The following is a 26,879-nucleotide window of genomic DNA, read 5'->3' on the forward strand; positions in this document are numbered from 1 at the left end:
ATCGGTGTTCACTGCCGGCGTTTCCGCTACTCCAGGTGGCGCTCGCGCCCACGTCGGGTAGCGGCGGGACGAGCCTCCGGTAGAGCGCGGGTGCTCAGGAGGGTGCAGGACGCGAAAACGAGGTGGGCGGCTCAGTTCATGGTGGTGCGGGCGTCTTCGTAGGCCTCGCCGACGTTGGCGAGGACGCGGTGGACGGGGAGGGTGACCCCGGCCTGGCGGGCGGCGATTGCGAGGGGCATCACGGCGATACCGACCGCGATACACAGCTGATACAGGGCGAACATCGTCGCGTAGTACACGCGGGATTTCATCGGCGTTCAGTCGTGGGACAACCCGGAGGAGTACATAAGTCTTCTTGCCCTGGAAAAACGATAACGATCGTCCATCGAAAACCGGGTCGCCGCAGTCTGTCGATTCAACCTCAGTTGCCTCCCGAACAATTGCGGTCGCGTTCGGACCGCCATTTGGCTATCCCGGCCGGAATTGACCCGGGTGATTCTCGTAACTTATGCCCATTATCCGACTCTCGTGCGCGCTCTCGAGCGCCCGAACCGACCGGAGCGACGAACCGCAAAGCAGGAAACCCCCCGGACCGACCACCACGTATGGGAAACTACTTCGTCGCGATGGAAGCCGCGTGGCTCGTTCGTGACGTCGAGCAGATCGACGATGCGATCGGCGTCGCCGTCAGCGAGGCCGGAAAGCGACTCAACAGGGCGAACATGGAGTACGTCGAGGTCGAAGTCGGCGCGACGGGCTGTCCCGCCTGCGGGGAGCCGTTCGACTCCGCGTTCATCGCCGCCGACACTGCGCTCGTCGGCCTCGCGGTCGAGATGGACGTGTTCAACGCCGACGGCGAGGAACACGCCTCCCGGATCGCGAAGAGCGAGGTCGGCGGCGCGCTGCGTGACGTCCCGCTTTCGGTCGTCGAGGTCATCGAAACCGAGGCGGACGACGAGTAGGGGACCCAAACAGCTTTCTATAACCCGTGGTTATGTGGTGGTATGGAGCTTCCGACGCCCGCAGACCTCCGGCAACGCCGAACCGACCTGGGACTCACGCAGAGTGCGCTCGCCGACCGCGCTGACGTCTCACAGCCGCTGATCGCCCGGATCGAAGGCGGCGACGTCGACCCCCGCCTCTCGACGCTGCGCCGGATCGTCAACGCCTTAGAGGACGCCGAAGGCGACGTGATCCGGGCCGACGACCTCATGCACGAGGAGGTCGTCAGCGTCGCTCCGGAGGACTCGGTCGGCGAGGCGGCGACCCGGATGGCCGAGGAGGCCTACTCTCAGCTCGCGGTGATACAGGACGGGATTCCGGTCGGGTCGATCAGTCAGGGCGATCTGGTTCACCTCGACTCGGCGTCCCGGGACGAACCCGTCGAAGAGCACATGGCCGAGAGTTTTCCGACGGTCTCGAGGGACGCCACCCTCGACGAGATCAGCAACCTGCTCGATCACTACAAAGCCGTGATGATCACCGAAGCCGGCGAAACGGTCGGCATCATCACGGAAGCGGATCTGGCAGCGCGGCTGTCCTGAAACGCGACATCCGATCGAGCGGACAGTCTCCGTAATATTCTCCGGTGGTATTAGTAAGTTATAGGGGGCCGGTCAGGAATAGACGAACATGGCGTTCAGCAACCGGTTGCTCCAGGCCGGCGAACCGATCTGGGAGGCACAGTACGACCACCCCTTCGTTACCGAACTCGCCGCGGGAACTCTCGAGGAGGAGGCGTTTCTCCACTGGGTCCGCCAGGACTACCGCTACCTCCTCGATTACGCGCGAGTGTTCTCGATCGCCGGTGGAAAGGCACGCGACGAAGAGACGATGACCCACCTCTTCGGCGTCGCACACACGATCCTCGACTACGAGATGGATCTCCACAGAGAGTTCGCCGCGGAGTACGGTATCAGTCGCGGAGAACTCGAGGTCGTCGAGAAGGCGCCGACCTGCGTCGCGTACACGAACTATCTGGTGCGGACGGCGTACGAGGGGTCGATCGCCGAAATCGCCGCCGCCATCTACCCCTGCGGACAGGGATACCTCGATATCGCCGAACACATGGCCGACCTCGCCGAGGGCGAGCACCGGTACACGCCGTTCATCGAGAAGTACACGAGTGAGGAGTTCCGCGAGGCCGTCGATTGGATGCGTGCGTTCGTCGACCGCTGTGGCGAGCGGTATCCCGGCGAGCACGAGGCGATGGAACGGGCGTTCCTGACGAGCGCGAAACTCGAGGCCCGATTCTGGGAGATGGCGTACGCCCTGGAGGAGTGGGATCTGTAGCGAGGGAAACGCCGTCCCCTACCGTGGGGTCTTTACCTCCGAAGAAGTAGACGGGACATGGCCATCGAAGCCTCGTTCGTCGCGACGGAGGATCAGTTCCCCCTCGCGGAAGTTTTCTCGAAGTTCCCCGCCGCACAGATCGAACTGGACCGGGTCGTGCCGACGAACGAGGTGGTCATCCCGTACTTCTGGCTCCAGGGCGCCGACGTCTCCGAGATCGACATGGAGGGCATCGACCACCCCGGCATCAACGACCTCTGCGTCGTCGACGACGTCGACGGTGCAGTGCTCGTCCGAATCGACTGGGACTTCGCCTACGAAAGCGTCATCACCGCCGTCCTCGAGACCGACGTCGCGCTCGTCTCCGCGGTGGGAAGACGGGACAAGTGGACGTTCGAGATTCGCGGCGACGAACAGCAAGCGGTCTCTGACTTTCAGGCGCACTGTCTGGCTTGCGACATCCCCGTCGAACTCACGCAACTGCACGCCCTCTCCCCGCTGCACTCCGGTCGCGAATACGACCTGACGGACGCACAACGGGAGGCGCTGACGCTCGCGTACACTCGAGGTCACTTCGACTCGCCTCGACGGGCGACCCAGTCGGAGGTCGCGGACGAACTGGGGATCACGAGACAGGCGCTGGCGTCTCGTCTCCAGCGAGGGATCAGACGACTCGTCGCGAGCACGCTGATCGATCGGACCGAGTGAACACATAAACGAATTGCTCGCGCAAAAGTCACGCATACGCGACGGCGGCCTCTTACGTAGTACGTGAGCCGAATCGCTCAGCACGTGTGTGAAGAGACGCCTCTCGTCCGCTCGTCTGACGGCCTCATCTTCGACGAACGAGCGGAAACCTACCGCCTCGAGTACGATCCGACCGTCGACGACACGAGTCTCGCGGTCGTCGCAGCCGTCGCGGCCGCCTCCAGAACGGATCCCGCCGCGCTCGAGCCCTTACACGCCGCCATCGATGCGAGCGCACTCGATACGCTGTTCGAGTCCGCCGTCGCCGAGGACCGCCGGGAGTTCGCGGTCAGCTTCACGTTTTCGGCCTTCGACGTGACGGTCGAGAGTTCGGGAACGGTCGAGGTGAAACGGAGGCAATGTACCTGACGTTCGTCGACCTTCAGGACGTCGAGGGGACGATCGCTCCGGACTGGTCGATCGAGTACGACGGCGCGTCGGGTAACGCGATCGAATCCCTCGTCGACGACCTCAGAGACGACGTCGACGCGAGCAGCCGTGATCTGCAGGACCTTTCTGTCGCGCTGTTTACCGAGTGCCCGCTCAAGAAGATCGAGATCGTCGACGGCTCGAGCGACGGACGCTGACTCCGGTTCGCCGAGGCGGTCGGCGTCCTGAAACCGTCCCCCGTCACTCGTGGCCGGAGACGCGAACCGGCTCGTAGGGTTCCTCCAGGTAGGCGAGGTCCGACCTCGAGAGCGAAATCTCGAGGGCTTCGACGGCGTCCTCTAAGTGCTCGACGCTGGTCGTGCCGACGATGGGGGCATCGACCCACTCCTGGTGGAGCAGCCAGGCAAGGGCGATCTGGGCCATCGTGACGCCTTTCTCGGCGGCGAGTTCGGCCACTCGTTCGTTCACCTTCCGGCCGCCCCCGTCGCGGTAGGGGTGGGCGTACATGTGCTCTTCCGCCTCCCCGCGCTCGGTGGCGTCGATCTCCTCGTGCGGGCGCGTGAGGTAGCCGCGGGCCAGCGGCGACCAGGGAATCACGCCGACGTTCTCCTTCGCACAAAGGGGGAGCATCTCGCGTTCCTCCTCGCGATAGACGAGGTTGTAGTGGTTCTGCATCGTGACGAACCGCTCGAGGCCGAGTCGCTCGCTCGCGTGCAGCGCCTCGGCGAACTGGTGGGCCCACATCGAGGAGGCGCCAACGTAGCGAACCTGTCCTCGCCGCACGGCGTCGTCGAGCGCCGACAGCGTCGCCTCGATCGGCGTCTCGTCGTCCCAGCGGTGGATCTGGTAGAGGTCGATCGTCTCTATCCCCAGCCGGTCGAGGGAGGCCTCGAGTTCCTGTTCGATCGTCTTCCGGGAGAGCCCGCCGGAGTTGGGGTCGTCGTCGCGCATCGGGTGGTAGACCTTCGTCGCGACGACCTGTGCGTCCCGGTCGTAGTCGGCGAGAACGTTCCCGAGGATTCGCTCGGACTCCCCGCGGGAGTACATGTTCGCCGTGTCGAAGAAGTTGATCCCGAGGTCGACGGCGCGGTCGATGATCTCGCGGCTCTCCTCCTCCTCGAGGACCCACTCGCGCCAGTCGCTCGAGCCGAAGCTCATACAGCCGAGGCAGATGCGGCTGACCTCCATGCCGGTGTTTCCGAGGGTCGTGTACTCCATGGTCGGGCTACGGAGGCCGATCAAAAAAGGCTACGTGCGACGGCGATCCGCGCTCGCCGGTCAGACGACGCCGCGGACGAGCGCACCGAGCGCCGGCAGCCCCAGCGCGGCCCCGAGGGTCACGTAGACGGCGGGCGCCATCTCCAGCAGTCGCCAGCCGCTCCCGCCGAGGGACGCCGCGAAGACGGCCAGCACGACGAGACCGAATCCGACCCCGCCCACGAGCGCCCGCGGGAGCGACCGCGAGACGAGGCCGACGAGCGCGCCCCCGGCGACGAGGCCGAGCCAGTGGAGCCACGCGAGCGCCACGCCGACGACCAGCGCGACGAGAAGCGCCAGCAGGTGGACCCAAGGCTCGGTTCGCGCTCGCTCGAGCCCCCGCCACAGCCTCGACCGCGCGGAACCCTCGGCGGCCGGTTCGGCCGGCGGGGGACTCGAGCCGTCGTCGGCGCTCACGACGACCCCTCCTCGAAGCTGACCGCGACGTCGCCTGCGGGCTCGCGGTTCATCGGTTTGAACTCGGCGTCGACCCACCGCCGGAACTGGTCGTCGTAGTGATCCGAAAAGTAGTCCCCGGAGTTCCCGCCCGGGAGGATCGCCCACGCTCCCTCGCCGGGTTCGACCACCATCCGCCAGCTGCTGCCGACCGCGGACTCGAAGCGGTAGTTGTTCACCGTCGCCGGCGAGCCGTCGGTCGGCCGCACCTCGTAGTCGAGAAACGGTGCTTCGACGCCGAACGGGTGTTCGATCGTCGCCGTCGTGTTCCGGTCGCCGTAGACCGCCCATCCCTCCTCCTCGAGTTCCGCCAGCGCCGCCTCGAGCGCCCCGACGAGCAGTTCCTCGCGCGAGACGTCCTCGAAGAGCCGGCTGTCGGCCGACAGCGTCTCGAGCACCCAGTCGTTCGGGTAGTACGACTCCCCGAGGTCGGTATCGGCGAACAGCGGTTCGAATACGGCCCGGCGGTAGTGGGCGAGCCAGCGGTCGAACAACAGCGCTCCCTCGGAGTCACGTTCCATCCGGTACTCCCAGTTCTCGAGGGTGTCGGCGGCGTCGGCGAGGTCGCCCGTCTCGTCGTTCCCGTCGGCTTCCCCGCGCTCCTCGAGCGCCTCGAACAGCATCGAGACGAACCCCGGCGCCCGCTCGTCGCGGACGTCGCCCTGGAGGTCGCGGTGGAACGCGGCGTCGAGCGGCTCGTCGGACTCGAGGCGTGCGTCGAGTTCGTCGTAGATCCGCCGCCCCCGGTAGGGGGTCGCGTAGGCGACGCCGACGTAGTGGTCGGGGTCGTCCGCGACCCGCTGGTTGGCCGTCGCCAGCACGTCCGGGTCGACGACGTGGGGTTTCTCCTCGAGGGGGACGAACCCCTCCCAGGAGGACTCGCCGTAGGGTACAAAGCCGTCCCACTCGCCCTCGCCCGCCGAGCCGTCGAAGATCCGATTGCCGGAGACTCCCTCCCCGTCGACCTCCCGGATCGGCAGCTGTCCGGTCGCGTAGTACAGCGTCCGCCCGTCCGCGTCCGCGTACGTGAGGTTCTGGGTCGGCAGGTCGAACTTGTGGGTGGCCTCGAGGACGCCCTCGAGGTCGTCCGCGCGGGCGATCTCGTAGATCGCCTCGGTCGTCCGGGTCGCCGTGAGGCCGGTCCAGGCGACGCCGACTCGTTGCTCCTCGCGCTCGATCAGCGGTCCGTGGATCGTCTTCTTCACCGTCAGCGAGCGACTCTCACCGCCCGCGACCGCGATCTCTCGCTCCTCGACGTCGAACGCGCGCCACTCCCCGCCGTAGCGGTACCGTTCCCCCTCGTCGTCGATCTCGTAGCGGTAACAGTCGAGGACGTCGGCGCCGACGTTGGTAAAACCCCAGCCGCTGCGCTCGTTCGCGCCGATGATGACGAACGGGACGCCGGGAAACGTCACGCCGCGGACCGAGGTGTCGGGCACGCGGACGTGCTGTTCGTACCACAGCGGCGGCGTCATCAGCGTCAGGTGCGGGTCGTTGGCGACGATCGGCGTTCCGCTTCCGGTGTGCTCGCCGGAGACGAGCCAGCTGTTCGAGCCGACGCCCGTGGGCGACTCGAACCTCGAGAGCCAGTCGGTGAGTTCGCGGCCGACGGCTTGCGAGCGGCGACCGATCGAGTCGCCCTCATCGAGCGAGTCCCCGCCGATCCCCTCGCGCAGGATCGGCACGTCGTGGTCCATCCGCTCGGGGTACAGCGCCTCGAGTAGCTCCTCTCCGAGTCGATCCGCGAGCAGCGCCCGGCGGAGTTCGCCGAAGTTCCCCGTCAGGTCCCAGGAGATCTGTTTCTCCATCAACAGCGTGTCGACGGGGGTCCACGGCCGGGGTTCGTAGCCGAGCAGTTCGAACTCGAGGGTCAGCTGTTCGCCCTCGAAGGCCCTGTTCACCCCGTCGGCGTACGCCGCGAGGAGGTCGCCGACGGTGGTTCCCTCGAGGGGCTCCCAGGTCGCCTCGGCGGCGCCCGCGAAGTCCATCGCGACGTGGAACTCGTCCTCGGAGAGGGTGGCCTCGCCGACGAGTTCGGAGAGCTGGCCGCGCATCACCCGCCGCTGCAGATCGAGCTGGAACGGCCGGTCGAAACCGTGACAGTAGCCGACGGCGAAGTACGCCGCCGCCTCGTCGTCGGCCTCGACGTGGGGGACCCCGTCGTCGTCGATCCGAACCGTCGCCTCCCCGTGGGGGCTCGAGACCGACGCCGAGCGCTCGCGGCCGGCGGCGTCCCACGCCGTCCCCGACAGGGGGGCGAACGCCTCGAGCAGGCCACGGGCGCCCGACAGCGAGAGGCCGCCGACGCCGGCGGCGACGACCGCCGCGAGCGCCGCGCGCCGGCTGTACTCGGTTGCCATAGCCGAGAACGTGTCCACGCGTTTATAATACCGTCCGGTTTGGGCCGCCCGTTCGCGGGCGACGGCGCCTACGTCGTGACGAACCGACCGCGTTCCGCCGGCCGACGAGTTACGTAGCTGGGCCGCCACTGTTCGCCTATGACTCGCGTCCGAACGGCGTACACCCGCAACGGGTGGCGACTCGAGGTCTCACACGTCGTCTCGGCGCCGGCCGACGAGGCGTGGGAGCTCCTGTGTGACACCCACCGGTGGGTCGAGTGGAGCCCGACGATCACCGGCGTCGATTCCACCGGCCGCCGCCTCGAGGCCGACACCGCCGGCACCCTGCGAACCGTCGGCGGCCTCCGGCTTCCGTTCAGGATCACCGAGTACGACCCCGAGCGACGTCGCTGGAGCTGGGCCGTCGCACGGGTTCCGTCCACGGGCCACCGGATCGACGACCTCGGGGCGGATCGCTGTCGCGTCGCCTTCGAGCTGTCGCCGCTCGCGGCCGGCTACGTGCCGGTGTGTCTCCGCGGGCTCGAGCGGTTCGCTGCGCTCCTCGGCGACGAAACGGCGTAACGGGTCAGTCGCTCGAGCCGCGCGAACGCCCGCAGTCTCTCGCGGGTGCTCGACGAACCTCGACGAAGACGACTGAGACGGTTTGCGGTTCCGAGTTTCGGCGCACCACGCAGGGTGAGTCGCGGTGTGCCGGAGCTGACGGACGGGGGCTCACACGAGCGTTACTCGGGCTCGAGTTCGACCTGCTGGAGCGAGCGGTTCAGGTGACAGATCTCGTGTGGCGGATCGCCGTGAATCGTCCGGATGCGGTACTCCTCGTCGAAGGAGACGCCGTCGGGTTCGCAGAACTCGTGGCTGGGGCACTCGACGTACGGACACGGTCCCTGAAGCGTGGCCTTGCTCCCGCTGTAGGCGCCCTTCGAGGGAATGTTCGCCGTGACGGTGGCGGGTTCGACCTCGACGGCCCGAACGCCCTCGTCGTGCATCGCACACTCGAGTGTCTGGGCGTTCTCGCGGACGTCCGTCACCCGGTACTTGGTTCCGACCGAGAGGTTGAGACACTGGCTCCGGTAGGGACAGCCCGCACAGCCGTCGGCCTCGCCGTGGTAGACGAACTCGGTTCCCGGCTCCGCCAGCCGGGTCCCGATGAGCGTGACGGTCGACATACCACTCAGTTCTCACCGCGGGGGGTTAAGACTCACGTCCCGTCAGCTCGTCCAGCCGATCGAAGTAGCGCTCGCGGGGTACCTGGTACAGCCCCCGGTAGTCGAGCTCGCCGTCGTCGAATCGCCGGGCGAGTTCGATCGCGTACTCGAGCGCCGCCTCGCGGCTGGGAAACCGGTTGTCCTCCCGCAGGTGGACCTCGGGCTCGAGGTAGAGGGTGACGAACCAGTCGTCGTCGGCGGTGCGGCTGTTCGGGTTCACGCCGGGGCGTCGGGTCCGCTTGCCGTGGGTGAGGTAGAGCGTCGGCAGGCAGGGTGCGGGGAAGTCGTCGGCGTTGAACACGTCTGGCCGGTAGGCGAGCACGCTCCGGCCGTCCTCGCCGTCGTTCCAGACGACCCAGCCGTCGGGCAACGCCGAGAAGTCGGTCATACTCGCCCGTAGGGCGGGCGCGCCTAAATCACCGTCGTCCGCCGCGCACCAGCGAAGCCGTGCGTATCAGGCCGCTCGTTTATATACTCGCCACCCCCAGAACGGCCGTGCCACCCCCTCTCATAGATACGTTCTGTCCGGAATCTGGTGGAATTTGCTCCTGGTAAATATCTTTTGGGGTTAGTCTTAAGTAGTTGGATTACGCACTCATTAAACACTATCGGAATCCGTCCGACGGACCGATCCACTCTGCGCCCGTCCCCGGCGCACCGTCGTTTCGGCCGCGATCCGGTCGTCTCGCGGAACGAGTGGTGATGGTTCACACATGACACGAAACACCGACGCCGCCTGCACGGACTCGCCCTCCCCGGACAGCACGCCGTGGACGTCCACGCGCCGCGTCCGAGTCGCGCGGCCGTCGACCGACGGCCGCGAGGCGAACGATAGACGGGGGAACCAACAGCTGGCAATGATACAATGACTGGTGACATCGAGACGCTCGAGAAGCTGAGCACGGACTACAAGGAGTCGATGCCCGCGGATCTGCGGGAGACGAAGACCTTCGACTGGTACCTCGAGACGGCCTACGAGGACCCCAAGGTCGCCCGTAACGCCCACCAGCGGGTCGCGGACATGTTCGACTACTACGGGACGGCCTACGACGAGACCGAGGGTGTCGTCGAGTACAAACTCGCGAGCGAGGACCCGCTGGGCGACGGGGAGAACACCTTCTACGGGAAGGTGATCCACCAGTCGATCCACGAGTTCGTCAACAAGGTCAAGTCGGGCGCCCGTCGGCTCGGCCCGGAGCGCCGCATCAAGCTCCTGCTCGGCCCCGTGGGCTCCGGGAAGTCCCACTTCGACAAACAGGTCCGCAAGTACTTCGAGGACTACACCCTCCGCGAGGAGGGCCGGATGTACACGTTCCGCTGGACGAACCTCGGTGACGTGATCCGCGACCAGGACCCCACCGACGACACCGTTCGCTCGCCGATGAACCAGGACCCGCTCGTCCTCCTCCCCCTCGAGCAGCGCCAGTCGGTGATCGACGACCTGAACGAACGCCTCGACGCCCCCTACACGATCCAGAACGAACAGAGCCTCGACCCCGAGAGCGAGTTCTACATGGACCGGCTGCTCGCTCACTACGACGACGACCTTCAGGCGGTCCTCGAGAACCACGTCGAGATCATCCGGCTGGTCGCCGACGAGAACAAGCGCCAGTGTCTCGAGACGTTCGAACCCAAGGACAAGAAGAACCAGGACGAGACCGAACTGACGGGCGACGTCAACTACTCGAAGATCGCCATCTACGGCGAGAGCGACCCGCGGGCGTTCGACTACTCGGGGGCGTTCTGTAACGCGAACAGGGGGATTTTCAGCGGGGAGGAGTTGCTGAAGCTCCAGCGGGAGTTCCTCTACGACTTCCTGCACGCCACCCAGGAGATGACGATCAAGCCGAAGAACAACCCCCGCATCGACATAGACCAGGTGATCGTCGGTCGGACGAACATGCCCGAGTACAAGGACAAGAAGGGCGACGAGAAGATGGAGGCGTTCAACGACCGCACGAAACGGATCGACTTCCCGTACGTCCTCTCCTACGAGGACGAGGCGCTGATCTACCGCAAGATGCTGAACAACGCCGACGTCCCCGACATCGACGTCGAGCCCCACACCCTGGAGATGGCGGGCCTGTTCGGCGTGCTCACCCGCGTCGAAGAGCCCGACAACGAGACGGTCGACCTGCTCTCGAAGGCGAAGGCGTACAACGGCGAGATCGACGAGGGCGACGACATCGACGTGAAGAAGCTCCGCGAGGAGGCCGCCGCGAAGGCCGAGATCGGCGAGGGAATGGTCGGCGTCTCCCCCCGGTTCATCGGCGACGAGATCGCGGAAGCGATCATGGACTCCAAACACCGCCAGCGCGGCTTTCTCTCGCCGCTGACGGTGTTCAACTTCTTCGAGGAGAACCTGGAGCACCACGGTTCGATCCCCGAGGAGAACTTCGAGCGCTACTACCGCTACCTCGAACTCGTCCGCGAGGAGTACCGCGAGCGGGCCATCGAGGACGTCCGCCACGCGCTGGCCTACGACATCGACGAGATCCAGCGCCAGGGCGAGAAGTACATGGACCACGTGATGGCCTACATCGACGACGACACGATCGAGGATTCGTTGACCGGACGGGAACAGGAGCCCGACGAGACGTTCCTCCGATCGGTCGAGGAGAAGCTCGACGTCCCCGAGGACCGCAAGGAGGACTTCCGACAGGAGGTCAGCAACTGGGTCTCCCGCCGGGCCCGCGAGGGGACGACGTTCAACCCCCAGGACAACGAGCGCCTGCGCCGCGCCCTGGAGCGCAAGCTCTGGGAGGACAAGAAGCACAACATCAACTTCTCGGCGCTGGTGAGCGCCAACGAGTTCGACGACGACGAGCGCAGCGCCTGGATCGACGCCCTGATGGAGCAGGGCTACTCCGAGGCCGGTGCGAAGGAGGTGCTCGAGTTCGCCGGCGCGGAGGTCGCCAAGGCCGAGATCGAGGACTGATATGACCAGAGGAGACGAGTACGTCCGCGACGCCGACCGCGCCCTCGCCGAGACCTACGAGGAGCCGATGTCGATCGCCGAGTACGTCGACCGGCTGTTCGAGTCGCCGACGATCGGCTCGCACGCTCCGAAGTACCTGCTCGAGGCGATCGAAGCCGCCGGCACGCGGACCGTCGTCGAGGAGGGCGAGGAGAAACGACGCTACCGCTTCTTCGACGATCCGTACAACGACGGCGAGCACGCCATCCTCGGCAACACCGAGGTACTGAACGGGTTCGTCGACGACCTGCGGTCGATCGCCGCGGGCCGGGCGAAAGACGAGAAGATCGTCTGGTTCGAGGGACCGACCGCGACCGGGAAGTCCGAGCTCAAGCGCTGTCTGGTCAACGGGCTCAGGGAGTACTCGAAGACGCCCGAGGGCCGTCGCTACACCGTCGAGTGGAACGTCAACACCGTCGACGCCGACAGCCGCGGGCTGAGCTACGGCGGCGACGCAACCGCCGGCGACGACGAGAACTGGTACGAGAGCCCGGTCCAGGCTCACCCGCTGTCGGTGTTCCCCCCGGCCGTCCGCGAGGAACTGCTCGAGGCGCTCGACGACGAGGGCCACGTCCCGACCCGGATCGAGGCCCGACTCGACCCGTTCTCGCGGGAAGCCTACGACTTCTTGGAGGAGCGCTACCGCCGGCAGGGTACCGACGAGCTGTTCTCGGCGATCACGAACGAGCGACACGTCCGCGTGAAGAACTACGTCGTCGACGTCGGCCAGGGCGTCGGCGTCCTCCACAGCGAGGACGACGGCTCGCCCAAGGAGCGGCTGGTCGGCTCGTGGATGCACGGGATGCTCCAGGAGCTCGATTCTCGCGGGCGCAAGAACCCGCAGGCGTTCTCTTACGACGGGGTGCTCTCGCAGGGCAACGGCGTGCTCACCATCGTCGAGGACGCCGCCCAGCACGCCGACTTGCTCCAGAAGCTGCTCAACGTCCCCGACGAGCAGTCGGTCAAACTGGACAAGGGGATCGGGATGGACATCGACACCCAACTGGTGATAATCTCGAACCCGGATCTCGAGGCCCAGCTCAACCAGCACGCCGACAGGAACGGGATGGACCCGCTGAAGGCGCTCAAGCGCCGGCTGGACAAACACGAGTTCGGCTACCTGACCAACTGTAGCCTCGAGGCGGAGCTCATCCACCGCGAGCTCACGAACGAGACGACGATCTGGGAACTCCGCACGGAGGGCGAACTCCGTGACCGCGTCCGCGAGCCGGTAGTCGTCCCGATCAAAGACGGCGAGGGGACGATCCGACGGCGGGAGTTCGCGCCGCACGCGATCGAGGCGGCCGCGCTGTACGCGGTGGTCACCCGACTGGACGAGGAGGACCTCCCGAACGGGCTGGATCTGGTCGACAAGGCGCTGATCTTCGACCAGGGCTACCTCCAGGAGGGCGACACGCGCCGACGGAAAGACGAGTTCGACTTCGCCGAGACGAGCCACGACGGCGAACACGGCATTCCGGTCACCTACACCCGCGATACGCTCGCGGAGCTGTTACAGACGGACCGCGACCGCCACCACCCCGAGCTCGCAGTCGAGGACGTGATCATGCCGCGGGACGTCTTAAACGAGATGGCGAGCGGGCTGGCCGACGCGCCCGTCTTCTCGACCGGCGAGCGATCGGAGTTCGAGAACCGTGTGGTGCCCGTGAAGAACTACGTCTTCGACCGACAGGAGGGGGACGTCGTCGAGGCGATCATGCACGACAAGCGCGTCGACGAGGAAACCGTCGCAGAGTACGTCGAACACGTCTACGCCTGGGAGACGGACGAGGCGCTGTACAACGACCGCGGCGAGCAGATCGACCCCGATCCGCTGAAGATGAAGCTGTTCGAGGTCGAACACCTCGGGCGGTTCGACGAGGAGGCCTACGAGGGGAACCTCCCCCGCGAGAGCGTCCACCAGTTCCGCCGCGAGAAGGTGATCACTACGCTCAACCGCCACGCCTGGGAGCACCGCGACGAGGACTTCTCGGTCGCGGACGTCGACCTCACGGCGATTCCGATCATCCGGGCGGTCCTCGAGAGCCACGACTGGGACGACGTCAGGCGCACCTTCGAGGACTTCGACCCGCGCCAGTGGGACGACCCGCCGAGCGGCACGGAAACGGAGCGAGTGAAAGCCGAAACGATCGAGGCGATGATCGACCTGTTCGGTTACTCGACCGCGTCGGCCGAGCTGACCAGCAGACACGTCATGGGCCAGGTGAGCTACCGATGGGACTGAGAGACGACCTGGATCGGTTCCGCGAGGTCGGCGAGGAGCGCCGCGAGGACTTAGCGGAGTTCATCCAGTACGGCGACCTCGGCGGGAGCCGTCCGGACGAGATTCAGATCCCGGTGAAGATCGTCTCGCTGCCGGAGTTCGAGTACGACCGGCGCGACCAGGGTGGGGTCGGCCAGGGCGACGGCGGTACCCCCGACGTGGGCCAGCCGGTCGGCCAGCCACAGCCCCAGCCGGGTGACGGCGACGACGACGGCGACGAACCCGGTGAGGACGGCGGCGACCACGAGTACTACGAGATGGACCCCGAGGAGTTCGCCCAGGAGTTAGACGAGGAGCTGGGACTCGAGCTCGAGCCGAAGGGGAAGAAGGTCATCGAGGAGAAAGAGGGCCCCTACACCGACCTGACCCGGAGCGGTCCCGACAGCACGCTCGACTTCGAGCGGATGTTCAAGGAGGGGTTAAAGCGCAAGCTGGCGATGGACTTCGACGAGGAGTTCCTGCGCGAACTGTGCAAGGTCGAGGGGATCACGCCCCGCGAGGTGTTCGAGTGGGCTCGCGGCGAGAGCCTGCCGGTGTCGATGGCCTGGGTCGAGGAGGCCCACGCCGAGGTCGCAGACGAGCGCGGCGCCTGGGCGTCGATCGAGGAGGTCGAGGCGAACGTCGATCGCGAGACCGTCCAACAGAGGATCCGCCGGGAGGGGATCAAACACGTCCCCTTCCGTCGGGAGGACGAGCGCTACCGCTACCCCGAGATCGTCGAGGAGAAAGAGAAGAACGTCGTCGTGGTCAACATCCGCGACGTGAGCGGTTCGATGCGCGAGAAGAAACGGGAGTTGGTCGAACGGACCTTCACGCCGCTGGACTGGTACCTCACCGGGAAGTACGACAACGCGGAGTTCGTCTACATCGCCCACGACGCCGAGGCCTGGCGGGTCGAGCGCGAGGATTTCTTCGGCATCCGCAGCGGCGGCGGCACGAAGATCTCGAGCGCCTACGAACTCGCGGCGGAACTGCTCGAGGAGTACCCCTGGAGCGACTGGAACCGCTACGTGTTCGCCGCGGGCGACTCCGAGAACTCGAGCAACGACACCGAAGAGCGAGTGATCCCGCTGATGGAGGCGATTCCGGCGAACCTCCACGCCTACGTGGAGACCCAGCCCAGCGGGAACGCGATCAACGCGACCCACGCCGAGGAACTCGAGCGGTACTTCGGCGAGGACTCTGAGGACGTAGCCGTCGCCTACGTCAACGGCGAAGAGGACGTCACCGACGCCATCTACAGGATCCTCTCGACGGAGGGTGAGACGAATGAGTAACGCAGACAGATTCCGCAAACAGGCGATCGCGACCGACCTCGAGGAACCGGTCCGGGAGGCGAGAAACCTGGCACAGAAGCTGGGACTCGAGCCGTACCCGGTGAACTACTGGATCGTCGACTACGACGAGATGAACGAGTTGATCGCCTACGGCGGCTTCCAGTCGCGGTACCCCCACTGGCGGTGGGGGATGGCCTACGACCGCCAGCAGAAACAGGGCCAGTACGGCGGCGGGAAGGCCTTCGAGATCGTCAACAACGACAACCCGGCCCACGCGTTCCTCCAGGAGTCGAACACGTTAGCCGACCAGAAGGCCGTCATCACCCACGTCGAGGCCCACTCCGACTTCTTCGCGAACAACGAGTGGTTCGGCCTCTTTACCAGCGACCGCGCCGACGAGTCGGCCGTCGACGCGGCGGCGATGTTAGAGCGCCACGCGCGGGCGATCGGCGAGTACATGCAGGACCCGGAGATCGATCGGGCGGCCGTCGAGAAGTGGATCGACCACTGCCTGAGCCTCGAGGACAACATCGACCAGCACCGGGTGTTCCGGCGGCGACACGACGCGGACGGCTCGAAACCGGAGATCGACGAGGACCTCGCGGCGAAACTCGACGAGCTCGGCCTCTCCGAGGAGGTCAGAGGCGAGGTGTTCGACGACGAGTGGCTCGAGGCGCTCGAGGACGACGACGGCTCGTCGACGTTCCCCGAGACGCCCCAGAAGGACGTCCTCTCGTTCGTCCGCGAACACGGCAAACAGTACGACGCCGAGAGCGAGCGCGCCGTCGAGATGGAGCCCTGGCAGCGGGACGTCCTCGACATGATGCGAGCCGAGGCGTACTACTTCGCCGCCCAGAAGATGACGAAGGTGATGAACGAGGGGTGGGCCGCCTACTGGGAGTCGACGATGATGGCCGGCGAGGCGTTCGCGGGCGACGACGAGTTCGTCAACTACGCCGACCACATGGCGAAGGTGCTGGCCTCGCCGGGGCTCAACCCCTACAGCCTCGGTCTCGAACTCTGGCAGTACGTCGAGAACACGACCAACCGGCGGGAGGTCCTCGAGCGCCTGCTCCGGGTCGAGGGCGTCTCCTGGCGCAACCTCACCGACGTCGTCGACTTCGACGAGGTACTCGCTCGTCTCGAGGTGCCGCCCGATCTCGATCGCATCACGGCGGAGTCGCTCGACGCGCTCGAGGAACTCCCCGACGAGTGGGTCGACCGGGAGGCGCTCGAGGCTGCACGCGCGGGCGAGATCGATGTCGATCGATACCCGTGGAAAGTGCTCACCTACGAGGGGCTCGCGCGGCGTCACTACTCGCTGGTCAAGCGCCAGCACCGCGGCTTCCTCTCGCGGGTGAGCCAGAACGAACTCGAGCGGATCGGGCGTTACCTGTTCGACGACGCCCGTTACGCGTCCGTCGAGGAGGCGCTCGCGGACGTCGAGTTCACCGCGGGCTGGGACCGGATGTTCGACGTCCGCGAGAGCCACAACGACGTGACGTTCTTAGACGAGTTCCTCACCCAGGAGTTCATCACCGAGAACGACTACTTCACCTACGAGTACTCCCGGGCCTCGGGACAGTTCCACGTCTCGAGCACCGACGCCGCGGACGTCAAGAAGAAGCTGCTGTTGCAGTTCACCAACTTCGGCAAGCCGACGATCGCCGTCTACGACGGCAACTACGACAACGCCAACGAACTGCTGCTCGGCCACCAGTACAACGGCGTCGTGCTGGATCTCGGGAAGGCTCGAGAGACCCTCAAGCGGGTCTTCGAACTCTGGGGTCGACCGGTGAACCTCCTCACGATCGTCAAGGAGGTCGACGAACACGACGTCGAGGTCGCAAAGCGCCGCAACCGCGAACCCGAGCCGGAGGAGCGGGGCAAGCTGCTTCGCTACGACGGGACTCGCGTCACGACCGAGGACGTCCCCTGGGAGGCCGTCGAACACCTCGCCGCGGACGACGTCGACTACGACACCAAGCCCGAGGAGTGGCTCGCCTGAGTGGCCGACGGCCGCGTCTCCGGGCGCGTGATCTCCGGCGCGTCCGAATCCGAGAGCGACGAGCAGCCAGAACGTATTTACCGGACGGATGAACACGTCCACGTGAATGACTGGGGATGGGGACAGTCGTGACGACGGATCGGACGACAGCGACGGTAGCGGCGCCGGGTTCGACGTTCCCTCCGTACTGGCACAGCTCGACGCCGGGGACGATTCGACCCGGCTCGAGGGTGCCCGCGCGGTCAGCCGGATGATCGACGACGATCCAGCCAGGGCGGTCCCGACGGTGCCCAAGCTGCGCTCGCTGCTCGAGGACGGCTCGCCGGAACACCGCGCGCTCGCGGCCGACTCCCTGGCCGAACTGGCCGTCGAGTCGGTCGACGACGTCGCTCCCTCGGCCGACGCGATCGCGGCCTTCGTGTGCACAGAACTGCGAACCGACGGATCGCCACGGGCGACGGCGGACGCCCTGCGGTGTCTGGCTGCGATCGCCAGCGAGCGACCCGGCGCCGTGGCCGATCACGCCGACGACGTCGCCGCGGCGCTCGAGGCGACGGAGCAGTCGACGGAGTGGGGTCGGGAGACGCTCGCGGCCGTCGAGGAGGCACGCGCCGACCGGACCGAGGTCGGTCAGGATCGCGAGCAGTCGACGTGGCGTGAGACGTCGCCCGGACTCGAGGTCGACCGGTGAGCGATCCACGGCGTGTGAAGTAGTTGGTAGTGCGGGGCGTGGGGAGTGGTATGGCCGATTCAGACGTGAGTATCCCGTGGAGCCTGCCGTCCCTCCAGGCGGTTCTCGCGAGCACGCTCGTCCTCCCGCTCGGCGTCCCGCTTTTGAGCCCGGTGTTGCCGGTCATCCGCGACGCGTTCGCGATCACCGATGCGGGAGCGAGCCTGCTCATCACGGCCTACTTCGTCCCGGGAATCGTCCTCTCGCCGCTCATCGGACTGCTCGCGGACCGGTTCGGTCGCAAGCGCGTCATGATCCCAAGCCTGCTCGTGTTCGGAGTCACCGGCGGCCTGGCGGCGTTCACGAACGATTTCGGGGTCGTGTTGCTCTTGCGATTGGTTCAGGGAACCGCCTCGGCGGGCGTTTTCATCCTGACCGTGACGTTCATCAGCGATCTCTTCGAGGGAGTCCAGCGAAACGCGGTTCTCGGGGTCAACGCGGCGGTGCTGTTCGCCGGAGCAGCGATCTATCCGTTCGTCGGCGGCGCGCTCGCAGCCATCGACTGGCACGTTCCGTTCCTGGTCTACCTGCTCGCGGTACCGGTCGGGCTCTTCGCGATCCACGCGCTCGAGGAACCGGCCTCTGTCGCCCCGCAAACCGGACCGGCGTACCTCCGCGGGGCCGTCGACGCCCTGCCCGTGACCGAGGCCGGCGCGCTGTACGGCGCGACGTTCCTGCTCGAGGCGATCGCCTTCGGGACGATCCTGACGGCGCTGCCGTTCGTCCTGACCGCCGACTTCGGCGTCGCGCCGGTGGTCATCGGCGGCGTCCTGACGGTACAGACCGTCGCGTCGGCGCTCGTCGCCCTCGAGAACGGGCGGTTCGCCCGCCGGTGGTCGAACCACCGCCTCGTCGCGCTGAGCTTTCTCGCCTACGGGGTCGGACTCGGGCTCGTCTGGGTGGGTTCGTCGCTGCTCCTGATCACCGTCGGCGCGACCGTCGTCGGCGTCGGGTTCGGACTCGCCCTCCCCTCCGTCGACGCGGCGATCGGTCGCCTGGCCCCGCCGGAGTACCGGGCGGGCGCGCTCAGCATCCGCAACGGGACCACGTTCCTCGGGCGCTCGGCCGGGCCGATCGTCTTCACGAGCCTCGCGATCGTCACCGGCTACTCCGCGCTGTTGTTCGCCTCGGGCGTTCTCACGCTGGCGATCGGTGCGGTGGCCGTCGTCTACTCCGACGGCGGGCCGCGACGTTCCGAGCGGTCCGCGAGTCACTGAGACGGTCTGTCGTACCCGTTTGTCGGGGTTATCACTTCGGGTCGGAAATCACCGATAAGAAGCGACGATAGATCGTAGGAGTCGAAAAACGGTTGCCGGGGCTACGCCGCCGAGCGGAAGTCGATCTTCGGCCTGTTCGGGTGTTCGAGGGTGACGAGGGTGTACACCGGCGACCGCACGTAGAACTCCCGGACCATGGACCGCTCCTCAGGTGTGAGCGCACCCGTCACCTCGACGTCGATCTCGAGTTCGCCGTACATCTCGTGGGCGCGGTCGACGTCGTGGATGCCGAACAGCATCCGGAGGTCGACCGGCGCGCGGACGGTCGTGGTCACGTCCTCGACGTCGATTCCTTCCCGAATCGCGTTGTAGGCGATCGTCCCGTTGATGCAGGCGGTCAGCCCCGCCAGCGCGCCCTCGATCGCCTCGTAGCGGTCCGTCGCCTCGAGGTAGCCCATCGCCTCCTCGAGCTCCACCGGGAGACCGAACTCGAGGGTGTGCTCGCGTTCTGCGCCCATCTCCTCGCCGCCGAGGGCCCAGTCGCCGATCGTCGCCCTCGTCCGATTCGCAGTCTCCTCCGCCGTACCGGTGGCCCGGAACTCGAGGGCGCCGTCTTCGGGGTTCGCCTCGAGCCACTCGATGAACTCGCGGTGGTCACCGACGTCGACGCCGTGTTCGGTACCGTCCATCCGTCGCTCTCGTCGCTGGTCTGTCGTCATCTGTTCTCCCTCAAGAGAGGGTAGATCGCCGGCGGGCGTAAACACGTATTGCGAATTCCGCCGACTGTCCGGCGCCTTGCCCGGACCCCGCTCGCGGTCAGACTCGAATATACCGGTCGGCCGAGACGCAGTCGACGCCGCGCCAGCCGAGCAATTTCGCGACCGCGCGGCGCTCGATCGACCACGCGTGGACCTCGAGGTCGACGGCTTTCGCTCGGGGTACCAGCTGGGTGGAGAGACACCGCCAGTAGTTCGCCCCGATGACGTCGCAGTCGAGTTCGATCGCCGTCGTCACGGGCGTCTCGAGGTGTCGGCTGGCGAGCAGCCCCGTCGGCTGCTCGCGGTCGAGTTCGCGGACCGCCCGCAGTTCGGGCTCGAGAAACGAGGTCGTGACGACCCGGTTGCCGACGCCCTCGATGGCGTCGAGGACGTCGGCGGCGATCCCGCGCTCTTTCATCTCGAGGTTGACTTCGATCCCTTCCGGGAGCGCTGCGAGCATTTCCTCGAGGGTCGGAACCCCCTCCCCGGAGTCGAGGACGGTCAGGGCCTTGAGTTCCTCGAGCGTGCTGTCGGCGACGCGGCCGACGCCGTCGGTCACCCGGTCGACCGTCTCGTCGTGGATCACGACGAGTTCCCCGGAGCCACACCGCCTGACGTCGAACTCGACGGCGTCGGCGCGGTCGGCGGCCGACCGGATCGCGGCGATGGTGTTCTCCGGAGCCGTGGCGGCGAACCCGCGGTGGGCGATGAGTCGCATTTTCCGAGAGTGAGACGGGCGTCGCTCTTAACCGTGGCGTTGCGTGGCGGCGCCGCTCGCGGTCGTCTCCCGAACTGTCGTTCCGCTACCGGGTGTAGCTATGACGCTCGAGTGAGAACGGACCCGTATGCGAGCCGTTCGCTACCACGACCACGGCGGCCCGGACGTACTGCAGGTAGAGGAGATCGACCGCCCCGAGCCGGGACCCGACGAGGTGCGCCTCGCCGTCGAGGCCGCGGCGGTCAACCCCGTCGACACCTACTTCCGCGAGGGGTCGTACGAGCCCGCCGAACTGCCCTGGATACCCGGCTCCGACGCCGCGGGGGTCGTCGACGCCGTCGGCGAGAACGTCGCGGACCTCGAGCCCGGCGACCGGGTCTTCGCCACCGGCCTCGGCAAGAGCCACCAGGGGACGTGCGCGGAGTACGTCGTCGCCCCCACCGACCTGCTCGCGGCGCTCCCCGAGGGCGTCGGTTTCGACGTCGGGGCAGCCCTCGGCGTCGCCGGCGTCACCTCCTGGCTGGCGCTGCTCGAGTACGCCGGCCTCGAGCCCGCAGAGCGGTGTCTGATCCACGGCGGCAGCGGCGGCGTCGGCCACGTCGCCGTCCAGGTCGCCGCGGCCGCGGGCGCGGACGTGACGACGACGGCGAGCCCCGAGTACCACGACCGCCTCGAGGCGCTCGGAGCGGAAACGGTGCTCGACTACGGTCGGGAGGATCTCGCCGACGCCGTTCGGGAGGCCGGCGAGCCCGCCGTGATCCTCGACCACCGCCTCGACGACTACCTCCAGTTCGACGCGGACGTCGCCGCCCAGGGCGCCCGCGTTGTCGGCATCGGAAACACGCAGACTGAAGCGGGGTTCTCGAACGTGCCGGCCGCGCGGGCGAAGGAGCTCCAGTACCGGTTCATGGTGATGTACAACTCGGACCGGATCGCGGAGAGTCTGGCGAGTCTCGGTCGCCTCGCTGCACGCGGCGATCTCACCGCCGAAATCGCCCGGACGTACGACCTCGAGGACGTGCCGGAGGCACAGCGGGCGGTGCTCGAGGACAGCTTCTTCGGGAAGCTGATCGTCGAACCCTGACCGGGACGACCCGCAGGTTGATTTTCTCCGGCGGTGGAGAGCCGGTATGGCGAAGACGACCACGTTCGACTTCGAGGGAACCGTCGCGGTGATCACCGGCGCGAGCGGCGCACTCGGCAGCGCCGCCGTCGACCGCTTCCGGGGGGCTGGCGCGACCGTCTGCGCCGTCGACGTCGTTTCCCCGGACGATGACGACGCGCAGCTGGATCCGGACGACCGAACCCACTTCTACCAGGCCGATCTCACCGACGAGGAAGCCGTCGCCGACGTCGTCGATCGGATCGTCGACGACCACGACCGGATCGACCACCTGCTGAACGTCGCCGGCACCTGGCGCGGCGGCGATCCGATCGAAGAAACGGGACTCGAGGAGTTCGAGTTTCTACTGGACGTCAACCTCAAATCCGCGTTCCTGACCTCGAAACACGCCCTTCCCGAACTGCAGCGACGGGAGGGAGCGATCGTGAGCGTCAGCGCCCGCTCCTCGCTCGAGGGTGGGGTGGGAGACGGCCCCTACCGGATCACGAAGGCGGGGATTCGACTGTTGACGGAGACGCTGGCCGAGGAGAACCGGGGGACGGTGCGGGCGAACTGCGTGATGCCGAGCGTCATCGACACGCCGATGAACCGGGAGATGATGCCCGACGCCGATCACGACTCGTGGGTCGATCCGACCGAAATCGCGGACGTGATGGCGTTTCTCTGCAGCGACGGTGCCGCGGTCACGAGTGGGGCCGCCGTCCCCGTCTACGGGGAGGCGTAGTCGAAGGTGGGCCTTTTCGGTCCCGGCAATTTCGTTCGCCACGGGCGAAATTGGAACCGGCGACTCGGCAGCCTGAAGCAATGAATCTCACGTCCATTGCCACTCCGTAGCGTGAACTATTTAACGGTGAAACGTAACTCTCAACGTAACATGGGTGTTGGTAACGTAGGGGATAGTCTTCCGAACGACGTCAATGAGTTACGGGAGCGGTTGTCGTCGTTGTCCGGTCAGGAACTGTTCGCACTGATCATCGTACTGGGAATCGCGATTCTCCTCCTCGACCTCGTCCGCAGACTCGTGATGGGCGAGCTCGCGCCGGGGCGACTGTGGCGGTACCTGTGGAACGGGCTCGTCGACTCGCTGTATATCGCGCTGGCCGCGATCGGTCTCTCGATGACCTACAGCATCCTTCGGTTCGCCAACTTCTCGCACGGCGACCTGGTGACGACGGGCGCGTTCTCCGGGTGGGCGGTCGCGTGGCTGATCGGCGGCTGGGGAGTGTACAGCGTCGGCGAACTCGTCCTGTTCAGTCCGACGCCGGCGGGGCCGACGGGTGGCGAACTCGGCATGGACGTGTTAGCGTCACCCGTCGCGATTCTGGTCGGATTGGTGATGGCCGCGCTGCTAACCATCGCGGTGGCGCTGGCGATCGACAGACTGGTGTACAGGCGGATGCGGGACGCGGGCGGGATCGCGCTGCTCATCGCGAGCGTCGGAGTTGCGCTGGCACTGCGGTACCTCATCGGCGTATTCTGGACCGTCGAGTCGCACTCGGCGACGGCGAGTTCGCCGATCCTCACGGACTTGCCCGGGTGGGTCCCAGTCCAGCGGATCAACCTTCACGAGCTGACGCTCGTCGCCATCGCGATCGCGTTGATCGCGGGGCTCCACCTCTTGCTCCAGTACACGAAACTCGGCAAGGCGATGCGTGCGATGGCCGACAACAAGGACCTTGCGCTGATCACGGGCATCCCGACCGAGCGCGTGATCTTCGCGACGTGGACGATCGGCGCGGGGCTCGCGGGCGTCGCGGGCTACCTCATCGTCCTCGACCGCGGTCAGTTCTCGATCAACATCGGCTGGTTCCTCCTGTTGCTGATCTTCGCTGCGGTGATCCTCGGCGGGATCGGCTCGATCTACGGAGCGCTGGTCGGCTCGCTCGTGATCGGAATCACGATCAACGTCTCGCTCATCTGGATTCCGTCGGACATGAACGAGATCGCGGCGTTCACGCTGATGATCCTGATCCTGATCGTCAAACCGGACGGCTTACTCGGAGGTGTTGAAACGGCATGAGTGGTGAAGAGCCAAGCGGCGGTCCAGAGACGGACGCGGCGGAGACACCGAGCGGTGACAGTGAGGAGTCCGCGATGATCCGACCGAAGTGGCGCGACGACATCCTCTACATCGGCAAGATCGTCGTCGCGACGTACGTCCTGTTCTTCGTCGTGGGCGTGCTGTCCGGCGCGGGTATCAACGCGACGGTCGGGACGCTCCAGGCGATCACGTTCTGGGCCGCGCTCTTTGCGCTGAGTGCGCTCGCGCTCAACCTCCACTGGGGGTACACGGGAATGTTCAACATCGGCGTCGCCGGTTTCATGGCGATCGGCGCCTACACGATGTCGATGGCCGTCGCGTCGCCGGACGGCTCGCCGGCGGGCCTCGGGTTACCGATCCCGATCGGCATCCTCCTCGGCGTGATCGCCGCGGGGATCGCCGGTCTGGTGCTGGTGATTCCAACGCTGCGCGTGCGCGCGGACTATTTCGCGATCGTCACGCTTGGGTTCTCCGAGATCGTACGCCTGTCGGTCCAGTCCAACGCCCTTCGCCGGATCGGCGGAACCGACTACGGCACCGGCGGCGGACAGGGGATCCGGGCGCCACGCAGCAGGGACGTCATCCCCTGGCTGTTCGACCAGCCGATCGTCGGCGACGTGGGCGACGTCTTCCTGGCGATCGGCGAAGCCGTCGGCGTCGCGTCGTCGGTGGTCATTCGCGGGATGTACACCGGCGTCCTGATCCTGTTCGTCATCGCGTTCTACGTCCTGCTGACGCGAATCGCGTACTCGCCGTTCGGCCGCCTGCTGAAGGCGATCCGGGAGGACGAACTGGCTGCGAGGGCGCTCGGCAAGCGAACGGACCGGGCGAAGATCGCGGCGTTCGCGCTCGGCTGTGCGCTGATGGGGCTCGTCGGCACGCTCTGGATGGGCAGTCGCACGCACATCAGCCCGGACAACTTCATGCCGCTGATCACGTTCTACGTCTTCGTCGCGCTGATCGTCGGCGGTTCGGGCTCGAACACCGGTAGCGTCGTCGGCGGCTTCGTGTTCGCGGCGTTCATCTTCGAGGGACCGCGGTTCCTCCGAACGATGGTCCGGACGAACCTCGGAACCGACTTCCCGCGAACGGCCTACGGCGCCTTCGCCGAACTCGGCGCGGGGGACCCGACGGCGCTCATCGGCTTCGTGCTGTTCCAGCAAGCAGACGAGCTCCGGTACATCATCCTGGGGGTCGTGCTAGTCGTCCTGATGATCAAGCGACCCGACGGCCTGCTGGGCCACCGCAAGGAGATCTCCGCGGCCGTCGATCTGACCCGACGGGGCCCGGTCGCTGACGGCGGTCGGCCGACGGCCGGCGCCGGGGACCACGAACCCGCAGCCGAACACGGAGGTGATCGCGATGAGTGATGCCGAACCGAACGCTGACGACCTCGCCATCGACCAAGCCGAGAGCGAATCGGGGAACGAACGCGACGCGACGGTGACCGACCGGCGGGTCGTCGAGTCACCCATCCTCGAGGTCGAGAACCTCGAGAAGCACTTCGGCGGCATCGTGGCGGTCGACGGCGCCAGCTTCGCCGTCGAGCGCGGCTCGATGACTGGGCTGATCGGTCCGAACGGCGCCGGAAAGTCGACGACGTTCAACTGTATCACCGGCGTTCACCGCCCCAGCGGAGGACGGGTCGCCTTCGACGGGGAGGTGATCACCGGCCAGCAGCCCAACGAGGTCGCAGAGCGCGGACTGGTCCGCACGTTCCAGATCGCGCGCGAGCTACCGGAGATGACCGTCCTCGAGAACATGATGCTGGCGCCGAAAGGCCAGCTCGGTGAGTCTATGTGGCGGTCGATCCTCCCGGGGCTCCGCAACGAGGTGATCGAGCAGGAAGAGGAGCTCCGCGAACGGTCCTGGGAGATGCTCGAGTTCTTCGAGATCGACCACCTCGCCGAGGAGTACGCGAAGAATCTCTCGGGCGGGCAGCGAAAGCTGCTCGAACTCGCCCGCGCGCTCCAGACGGAGCCGGAGATGCTGATGCTCGACGAGCCGATGGCCGGCGTCAACCCGACGCTCGAGCGCAAGATCTTAGCGCACATCCACGAACTCCGCGAGCAGGGGTACACCTTCCTCATCGTCGAGCACGACATGGACGTCATCATGAACAACTGTGAACACGTAATCGTCATGCACCAGGGATCGGTCCTCGACGAGGGGCCGCCGGAGAAGATCAAGGAGAACGAACAGGTTATCGAAGCCTACCTCGGAGGTGAGGTCTGATGTCGATGCTCGATGTGAGCGGGCTGGACTCCGGCTACGGCGATCTCCAGATCGTCGACGACGTCGACCTCACGGTCGCAGACGGCGAGTACGTCACCATCGTCGGTCCCAACGGCGCCGGCAAGTCGACGGTGATGAAGTCGATCTTCGGGCTGACGACCCACATGGGCGGCTCGATCACGTTCGCCGGCGAGGAGATCAGCGGCTACCGCCCGGAGGACATCATCACGACCGGCATCGGGTACGTTCCGCAGAACGACAACGTCTTCCCGTCGCTGTCGGTGATGGAGAACCTCGAGATGGGGGCGTACATCCTGGACGAGGTCCCCCAGGATCGCCTCGAGCGGATCTTCGATCGGTTCCCGATCCTCGAGGAGCGACGGGGGCAGACGGCGGGCGACCTGAGCGGCGGCCAGCGACAGATGCTGGCGATGGGACGGGCGCTCATGCTCGATCCCGACCTCCTGTTGCTCGACGAGCCGAGCGCCGGGCTGGCGCCGGACCTCGTCGCGGAGATGTTCGACCGAATCGACCGCATCAACGACGACGGAACCGGCATCCTGCTGGTCGAGCAGAACGCGAAGGAGGCCCTCAGGCGGTGTAACCGCGGCTACGTGCTGGTCCAGGGTCAGAACCGCTACGTCGACTCCGGCGACGCGCTGCTCGCGAACGAGCAGGTTCGACAGGACTTCCTGGGCGGCTGAGGTCGCCCAGGCGCCGAGCGGTTGTTCGGCCGACGGCCGGTCTCGTTTTTTCGACACCGCCTGCGGCGACGCCTTACGCACCTCGAGCAGGGTGAGCGGC

27 protein-coding genes are annotated in these 26,879 nt (G+C 66.6%); 19 read left to right on the top strand and 8 right to left on the bottom strand.

Annotated elements, in window-relative coordinates:
• Positions 1–131: 131 nt before the first annotated feature.
• Positions 132–311 (bottom strand): hypothetical protein, encoded by a 180-nt coding sequence (locus NMQ11_RS08925; RefSeq protein ID WP_255167316.1) that lies wholly within the window; start codon positions 309–311, stop codon positions 132–134.
• A gap of 294 nt (positions 312–605) precedes the next feature.
• On the opposite strand from NMQ11_RS08925, the gene NMQ11_RS08930 reads away from it, so the two are divergent.
• From NMQ11_RS08930 to NMQ11_RS08955, 6 genes are all read left to right on the top strand, one after another.
• Positions 606–962 (top strand): DUF555 domain-containing protein, encoded by a 357-nt coding sequence (locus NMQ11_RS08930; protein WP_255167317.1) that lies wholly within the window; start codon positions 606–608, stop codon positions 960–962.
• Positions 963–1,004: 42 nt separating this feature from the next.
• The gene (locus tag NMQ11_RS08935) at positions 1,005–1,544 is read left to right on the top strand and encodes a CBS domain-containing protein (protein WP_255167323.1); all 540 of its coding nucleotides are present in this window, start codon (positions 1,005–1,007) and stop codon (positions 1,542–1,544) included.
• 88 nt (positions 1,545–1,632) lie between these two features.
• A complete protein-coding gene (gene tenA / locus NMQ11_RS08940) occupies positions 1,633–2,292 on the top strand; it encodes a thiaminase II (RefSeq protein ID WP_255167325.1) in 660 nt (219 codons plus the stop codon).
• Positions 2,293–2,349: 57 nt separating this feature from the next.
• Positions 2,350–3,000, top strand: a complete 651-nt coding sequence (locus NMQ11_RS08945; RefSeq protein ID WP_255167326.1) for a helix-turn-helix domain-containing protein — start codon at positions 2,350–2,352, stop codon at positions 2,998–3,000.
• Between the two features lie 63 nt (positions 3,001–3,063).
• Positions 3,064–3,408 (top strand): HalOD1 output domain-containing protein, encoded by a 345-nt coding sequence (locus NMQ11_RS08950; protein WP_255167327.1) that lies wholly within the window; start codon positions 3,064–3,066, stop codon positions 3,406–3,408.
• Positions 3,399–3,626 (top strand): hypothetical protein, encoded by a 228-nt coding sequence (locus NMQ11_RS08955; protein ID WP_255167329.1) that lies wholly within the window; start codon positions 3,399–3,401, stop codon positions 3,624–3,626. Before NMQ11_RS08950 ends, NMQ11_RS08955 begins: the two co-directional genes overlap by 10 nt.
• Positions 3,627–3,669: 43 nt before the next feature.
• Here the strand turns inward: NMQ11_RS08955 and NMQ11_RS08960 are convergent, their stop codons facing one another.
• Genes NMQ11_RS08960 through NMQ11_RS08970 form a run of 3 tightly spaced genes read right to left on the bottom strand, consistent with a single transcriptional unit; the run spans position 3,670 to position 7,502 of the window.
• Positions 3,670–4,647 (bottom strand): aldo/keto reductase, encoded by a 978-nt coding sequence (locus tag NMQ11_RS08960; protein WP_255167330.1) that lies wholly within the window; start codon positions 4,645–4,647, stop codon positions 3,670–3,672.
• A gap of 60 nt (positions 4,648–4,707) precedes the next feature.
• Entirely contained in the window at positions 4,708–5,103 is a 396-nt protein-coding gene (locus tag NMQ11_RS08965) for a hypothetical protein (protein WP_345781424.1), read from the bottom strand.
• Positions 5,100–7,502 (bottom strand): penicillin acylase family protein, encoded by a 2,403-nt coding sequence (locus NMQ11_RS08970; protein ID WP_255167331.1) that lies wholly within the window; start codon positions 7,500–7,502, stop codon positions 5,100–5,102. Before NMQ11_RS08970 ends, NMQ11_RS08965 begins: the two co-directional genes overlap by 4 nt.
• 138 nt (positions 7,503–7,640) lie before the next feature.
• Between NMQ11_RS08970 and NMQ11_RS08975 the strand changes: the two genes are divergently transcribed.
• A complete protein-coding gene (locus NMQ11_RS08975) occupies positions 7,641–8,063 on the top strand; it encodes an SRPBCC family protein (protein ID WP_255167333.1) in 423 nt (140 codons plus the stop codon).
• Positions 8,064–8,224: 161 nt separating this feature from the next.
• On the opposite strand, the gene NMQ11_RS08980 is transcribed toward NMQ11_RS08975, so the two are convergent.
• A complete protein-coding gene (locus NMQ11_RS08980; protein ID WP_255167334.1) occupies positions 8,225–8,668 on the bottom strand; it encodes a UPF0179 family protein in 444 nt (147 codons plus the stop codon).
• A gap of 25 nt (positions 8,669–8,693) precedes the next feature.
• On the bottom strand, positions 8,694–9,095 hold the full coding sequence (locus NMQ11_RS08985) for a DUF5820 family protein (RefSeq protein ID WP_255167335.1): 402 nt from the start codon (positions 9,093–9,095) through the stop codon (positions 8,694–8,696).
• Positions 9,096–9,572: 477 nt separating this feature from the next.
• Here NMQ11_RS08985 and NMQ11_RS08990 point away from each other — a divergent pair, with 477 nt between their 5' ends.
• The 6 genes from NMQ11_RS08990 (at position 9,573) to NMQ11_RS09015 (ending at position 19,200) form a co-directional block, all read left to right on the top strand.
• Positions 9,573–11,645, top strand: coding sequence for a PrkA family serine protein kinase (locus NMQ11_RS08990; protein ID WP_255167336.1), 2,073 nt, complete (start codon positions 9,573–9,575; stop codon positions 11,643–11,645).
• A 1-nt stretch (position 11,646) separates the two neighbouring features.
• Positions 11,647–13,929 carry a PrkA family serine protein kinase gene (locus tag NMQ11_RS08995; RefSeq protein ID WP_255167337.1) on the top strand — a complete coding sequence of 761 codons (2,283 nt, stop codon included), beginning with the start codon at positions 11,647–11,649 and terminating at the stop codon, positions 13,927–13,929.
• Positions 13,920–15,245: a DUF444 family protein gene (locus NMQ11_RS09000; protein ID WP_255167339.1), complete on the top strand. Its 1,326-nt coding sequence runs from the start codon at positions 13,920–13,922 to the stop codon at positions 15,243–15,245. Before NMQ11_RS08995 ends, NMQ11_RS09000 begins: the two co-directional genes overlap by 10 nt.
• On the top strand, positions 15,238–17,253 hold the full coding sequence (locus tag NMQ11_RS09005) for a SpoVR family protein (protein ID WP_255167342.1): 2,016 nt from the start codon (positions 15,238–15,240) through the stop codon (positions 17,251–17,253). The genes NMQ11_RS09000 and NMQ11_RS09005 overlap by 8 nt, the downstream gene beginning before the upstream one ends.
• A gap of 106 nt (positions 17,254–17,359) precedes the next feature.
• A complete protein-coding gene (locus tag NMQ11_RS09010) occupies positions 17,360–17,944 on the top strand; it encodes a hypothetical protein (protein WP_255167345.1) in 585 nt (194 codons plus the stop codon).
• Positions 17,945–17,994: 50 nt separating this feature from the next.
• On the top strand, positions 17,995–19,200 hold the full coding sequence (locus NMQ11_RS09015; RefSeq protein WP_255167347.1) for an MFS transporter: 1,206 nt from the start codon (positions 17,995–17,997) through the stop codon (positions 19,198–19,200).
• A gap of 101 nt (positions 19,201–19,301) precedes the next feature.
• On the opposite strand, the gene NMQ11_RS09020 is transcribed toward NMQ11_RS09015, so the two are convergent.
• Positions 19,302–19,919 (bottom strand): OsmC family protein, encoded by a 618-nt coding sequence (locus NMQ11_RS09020; RefSeq protein WP_255167349.1) that lies wholly within the window; start codon positions 19,917–19,919, stop codon positions 19,302–19,304.
• Positions 19,920–20,016: 97 nt separating this feature from the next.
• Positions 20,017–20,676 carry a glycerophosphodiester phosphodiesterase gene (locus NMQ11_RS09025; protein ID WP_255167351.1) on the bottom strand — a complete coding sequence of 220 codons (660 nt, stop codon included), beginning with the start codon at positions 20,674–20,676 and terminating at the stop codon, positions 20,017–20,019.
• Positions 20,677–20,803: 127 nt separating this feature from the next.
• Here NMQ11_RS09025 and NMQ11_RS09030 point away from each other — a divergent pair, with 127 nt between their 5' ends.
• The 6 genes from NMQ11_RS09030 to NMQ11_RS09055 all read left to right on the top strand — a co-directional run bounded on the left by NMQ11_RS09030 (position 20,804) and on the right by NMQ11_RS09055 (position 26,779).
• Positions 20,804–21,760, top strand: a complete 957-nt coding sequence (locus NMQ11_RS09030) for an NADPH:quinone reductase (RefSeq protein WP_255167353.1) — start codon at positions 20,804–20,806, stop codon at positions 21,758–21,760.
• Positions 21,761–21,806: 46 nt separating this feature from the next.
• Positions 21,807–22,523 carry an SDR family oxidoreductase gene (locus NMQ11_RS09035; RefSeq protein WP_255167354.1) on the top strand — a complete coding sequence of 239 codons (717 nt, stop codon included), beginning with the start codon at positions 21,807–21,809 and terminating at the stop codon, positions 22,521–22,523.
• Between the two features lie 150 nt (positions 22,524–22,673).
• A complete protein-coding gene (locus tag NMQ11_RS09040) occupies positions 22,674–23,819 on the top strand; it encodes a branched-chain amino acid ABC transporter permease (protein WP_255167356.1) in 1,146 nt (381 codons plus the stop codon).
• A complete protein-coding gene (locus NMQ11_RS09045; protein WP_255167358.1) occupies positions 23,816–25,210 on the top strand; it encodes a branched-chain amino acid ABC transporter permease in 1,395 nt (464 codons plus the stop codon). Before NMQ11_RS09040 ends, NMQ11_RS09045 begins: the two co-directional genes overlap by 4 nt.
• Complete coding sequence (locus NMQ11_RS09050; protein WP_255167360.1) at positions 25,203–26,075, top strand: ABC transporter ATP-binding protein; 873 nt, start codon at positions 25,203–25,205, stop codon at positions 26,073–26,075. The genes NMQ11_RS09045 and NMQ11_RS09050 overlap by 8 nt, the downstream gene beginning before the upstream one ends.
• A complete protein-coding gene (locus tag NMQ11_RS09055; RefSeq protein ID WP_255167362.1) occupies positions 26,075–26,779 on the top strand; it encodes an ABC transporter ATP-binding protein in 705 nt (234 codons plus the stop codon). The genes NMQ11_RS09050 and NMQ11_RS09055 overlap by 1 nt, the downstream gene beginning before the upstream one ends.
• Positions 26,780–26,879: the final 100 nt, after the last annotated feature.

The organism is Natrononativus amylolyticus, from assembly GCF_024362525.1.
GTDB lineage: Archaea > Halobacteriota > Halobacteria > Halobacteriales > Natrialbaceae > Natrononativus > Natrononativus amylolyticus.

Bases quoted from the DNA above. Each gene is read 5' to 3' on its own strand.
- NMQ11_RS09005 (WP_255167342.1), top strand. From the start codon at position 15,238: ATGAGTAACGCAGACAGATTCCGCAAACAGGCGATCGCGACCGACCTC.
- NMQ11_RS09035 (WP_255167354.1), top strand. From the start codon at position 21,807: ATGGCGAAGACGACCACGTTCGACTTCGAGGGAACCGTCGCGGTGATC.
- NMQ11_RS09050 (WP_255167360.1), top strand. From the start codon at position 25,203: ATGAGTGATGCCGAACCGAACGCTGACGACCTCGCCATCGACCAAGCC.
- NMQ11_RS09025 (WP_255167351.1), bottom strand. From the start codon at position 20,676: ATGCGACTCATCGCCCACCGCGGGTTCGCCGCCACGGCTCCGGAGAAC.
- NMQ11_RS08990 (WP_255167336.1), top strand. From the start codon at position 9,573: ATGACTGGTGACATCGAGACGCTCGAGAAGCTGAGCACGGACTACAAG.
- NMQ11_RS09020 (WP_255167349.1), bottom strand. From the start codon at position 19,919: ATGACGACAGACCAGCGACGAGAGCGACGGATGGACGGTACCGAACAC.
- NMQ11_RS09040 (WP_255167356.1), top strand. From the start codon at position 22,674: ATGGGTGTTGGTAACGTAGGGGATAGTCTTCCGAACGACGTCAATGAG.
- tenA (WP_255167325.1), top strand. From the start codon at position 1,633: ATGGCGTTCAGCAACCGGTTGCTCCAGGCCGGCGAACCGATCTGGGAG.
- NMQ11_RS08995 (WP_255167337.1), top strand. From the start codon at position 11,647: ATGACCAGAGGAGACGAGTACGTCCGCGACGCCGACCGCGCCCTCGCC.
- NMQ11_RS08925 (WP_255167316.1), bottom strand. From the start codon at position 311: ATGAAATCCCGCGTGTACTACGCGACGATGTTCGCCCTGTATCAGCTG.
- NMQ11_RS08985 (WP_255167335.1), bottom strand. From the start codon at position 9,095: ATGACCGACTTCTCGGCGTTGCCCGACGGCTGGGTCGTCTGGAACGAC.
- NMQ11_RS08980 (WP_255167334.1), bottom strand. From the start codon at position 8,668: ATGTCGACCGTCACGCTCATCGGGACCCGGCTGGCGGAGCCGGGAACC.
- NMQ11_RS09045 (WP_255167358.1), top strand. From the start codon at position 23,816: ATGAGTGGTGAAGAGCCAAGCGGCGGTCCAGAGACGGACGCGGCGGAG.
- NMQ11_RS08960 (WP_255167330.1), bottom strand. From the start codon at position 4,647: ATGGAGTACACGACCCTCGGAAACACCGGCATGGAGGTCAGCCGCATC.
- NMQ11_RS08955 (WP_255167329.1), top strand. From the start codon at position 3,399: ATGTACCTGACGTTCGTCGACCTTCAGGACGTCGAGGGGACGATCGCT.
- NMQ11_RS08975 (WP_255167333.1), top strand. From the start codon at position 7,641: ATGACTCGCGTCCGAACGGCGTACACCCGCAACGGGTGGCGACTCGAG.
- NMQ11_RS09010 (WP_255167345.1), top strand. From the start codon at position 17,360: ATGACTGGGGATGGGGACAGTCGTGACGACGGATCGGACGACAGCGAC.
- NMQ11_RS08930 (WP_255167317.1), top strand. From the start codon at position 606: ATGGGAAACTACTTCGTCGCGATGGAAGCCGCGTGGCTCGTTCGTGAC.
- NMQ11_RS09030 (WP_255167353.1), top strand. From the start codon at position 20,804: ATGCGAGCCGTTCGCTACCACGACCACGGCGGCCCGGACGTACTGCAG.
- NMQ11_RS08935 (WP_255167323.1), top strand. From the start codon at position 1,005: ATGGAGCTTCCGACGCCCGCAGACCTCCGGCAACGCCGAACCGACCTG.
- NMQ11_RS09055 (WP_255167362.1), top strand. From the start codon at position 26,075: ATGTCGATGCTCGATGTGAGCGGGCTGGACTCCGGCTACGGCGATCTC.
- NMQ11_RS08970 (WP_255167331.1), bottom strand. From the start codon at position 7,502: ATGGCAACCGAGTACAGCCGGCGCGCGGCGCTCGCGGCGGTCGTCGCC.
- NMQ11_RS09015 (WP_255167347.1), top strand. From the start codon at position 17,995: ATGGCCGATTCAGACGTGAGTATCCCGTGGAGCCTGCCGTCCCTCCAG.
- NMQ11_RS08945 (WP_255167326.1), top strand. From the start codon at position 2,350: ATGGCCATCGAAGCCTCGTTCGTCGCGACGGAGGATCAGTTCCCCCTC.
- NMQ11_RS09000 (WP_255167339.1), top strand. From the start codon at position 13,920: ATGGGACTGAGAGACGACCTGGATCGGTTCCGCGAGGTCGGCGAGGAG.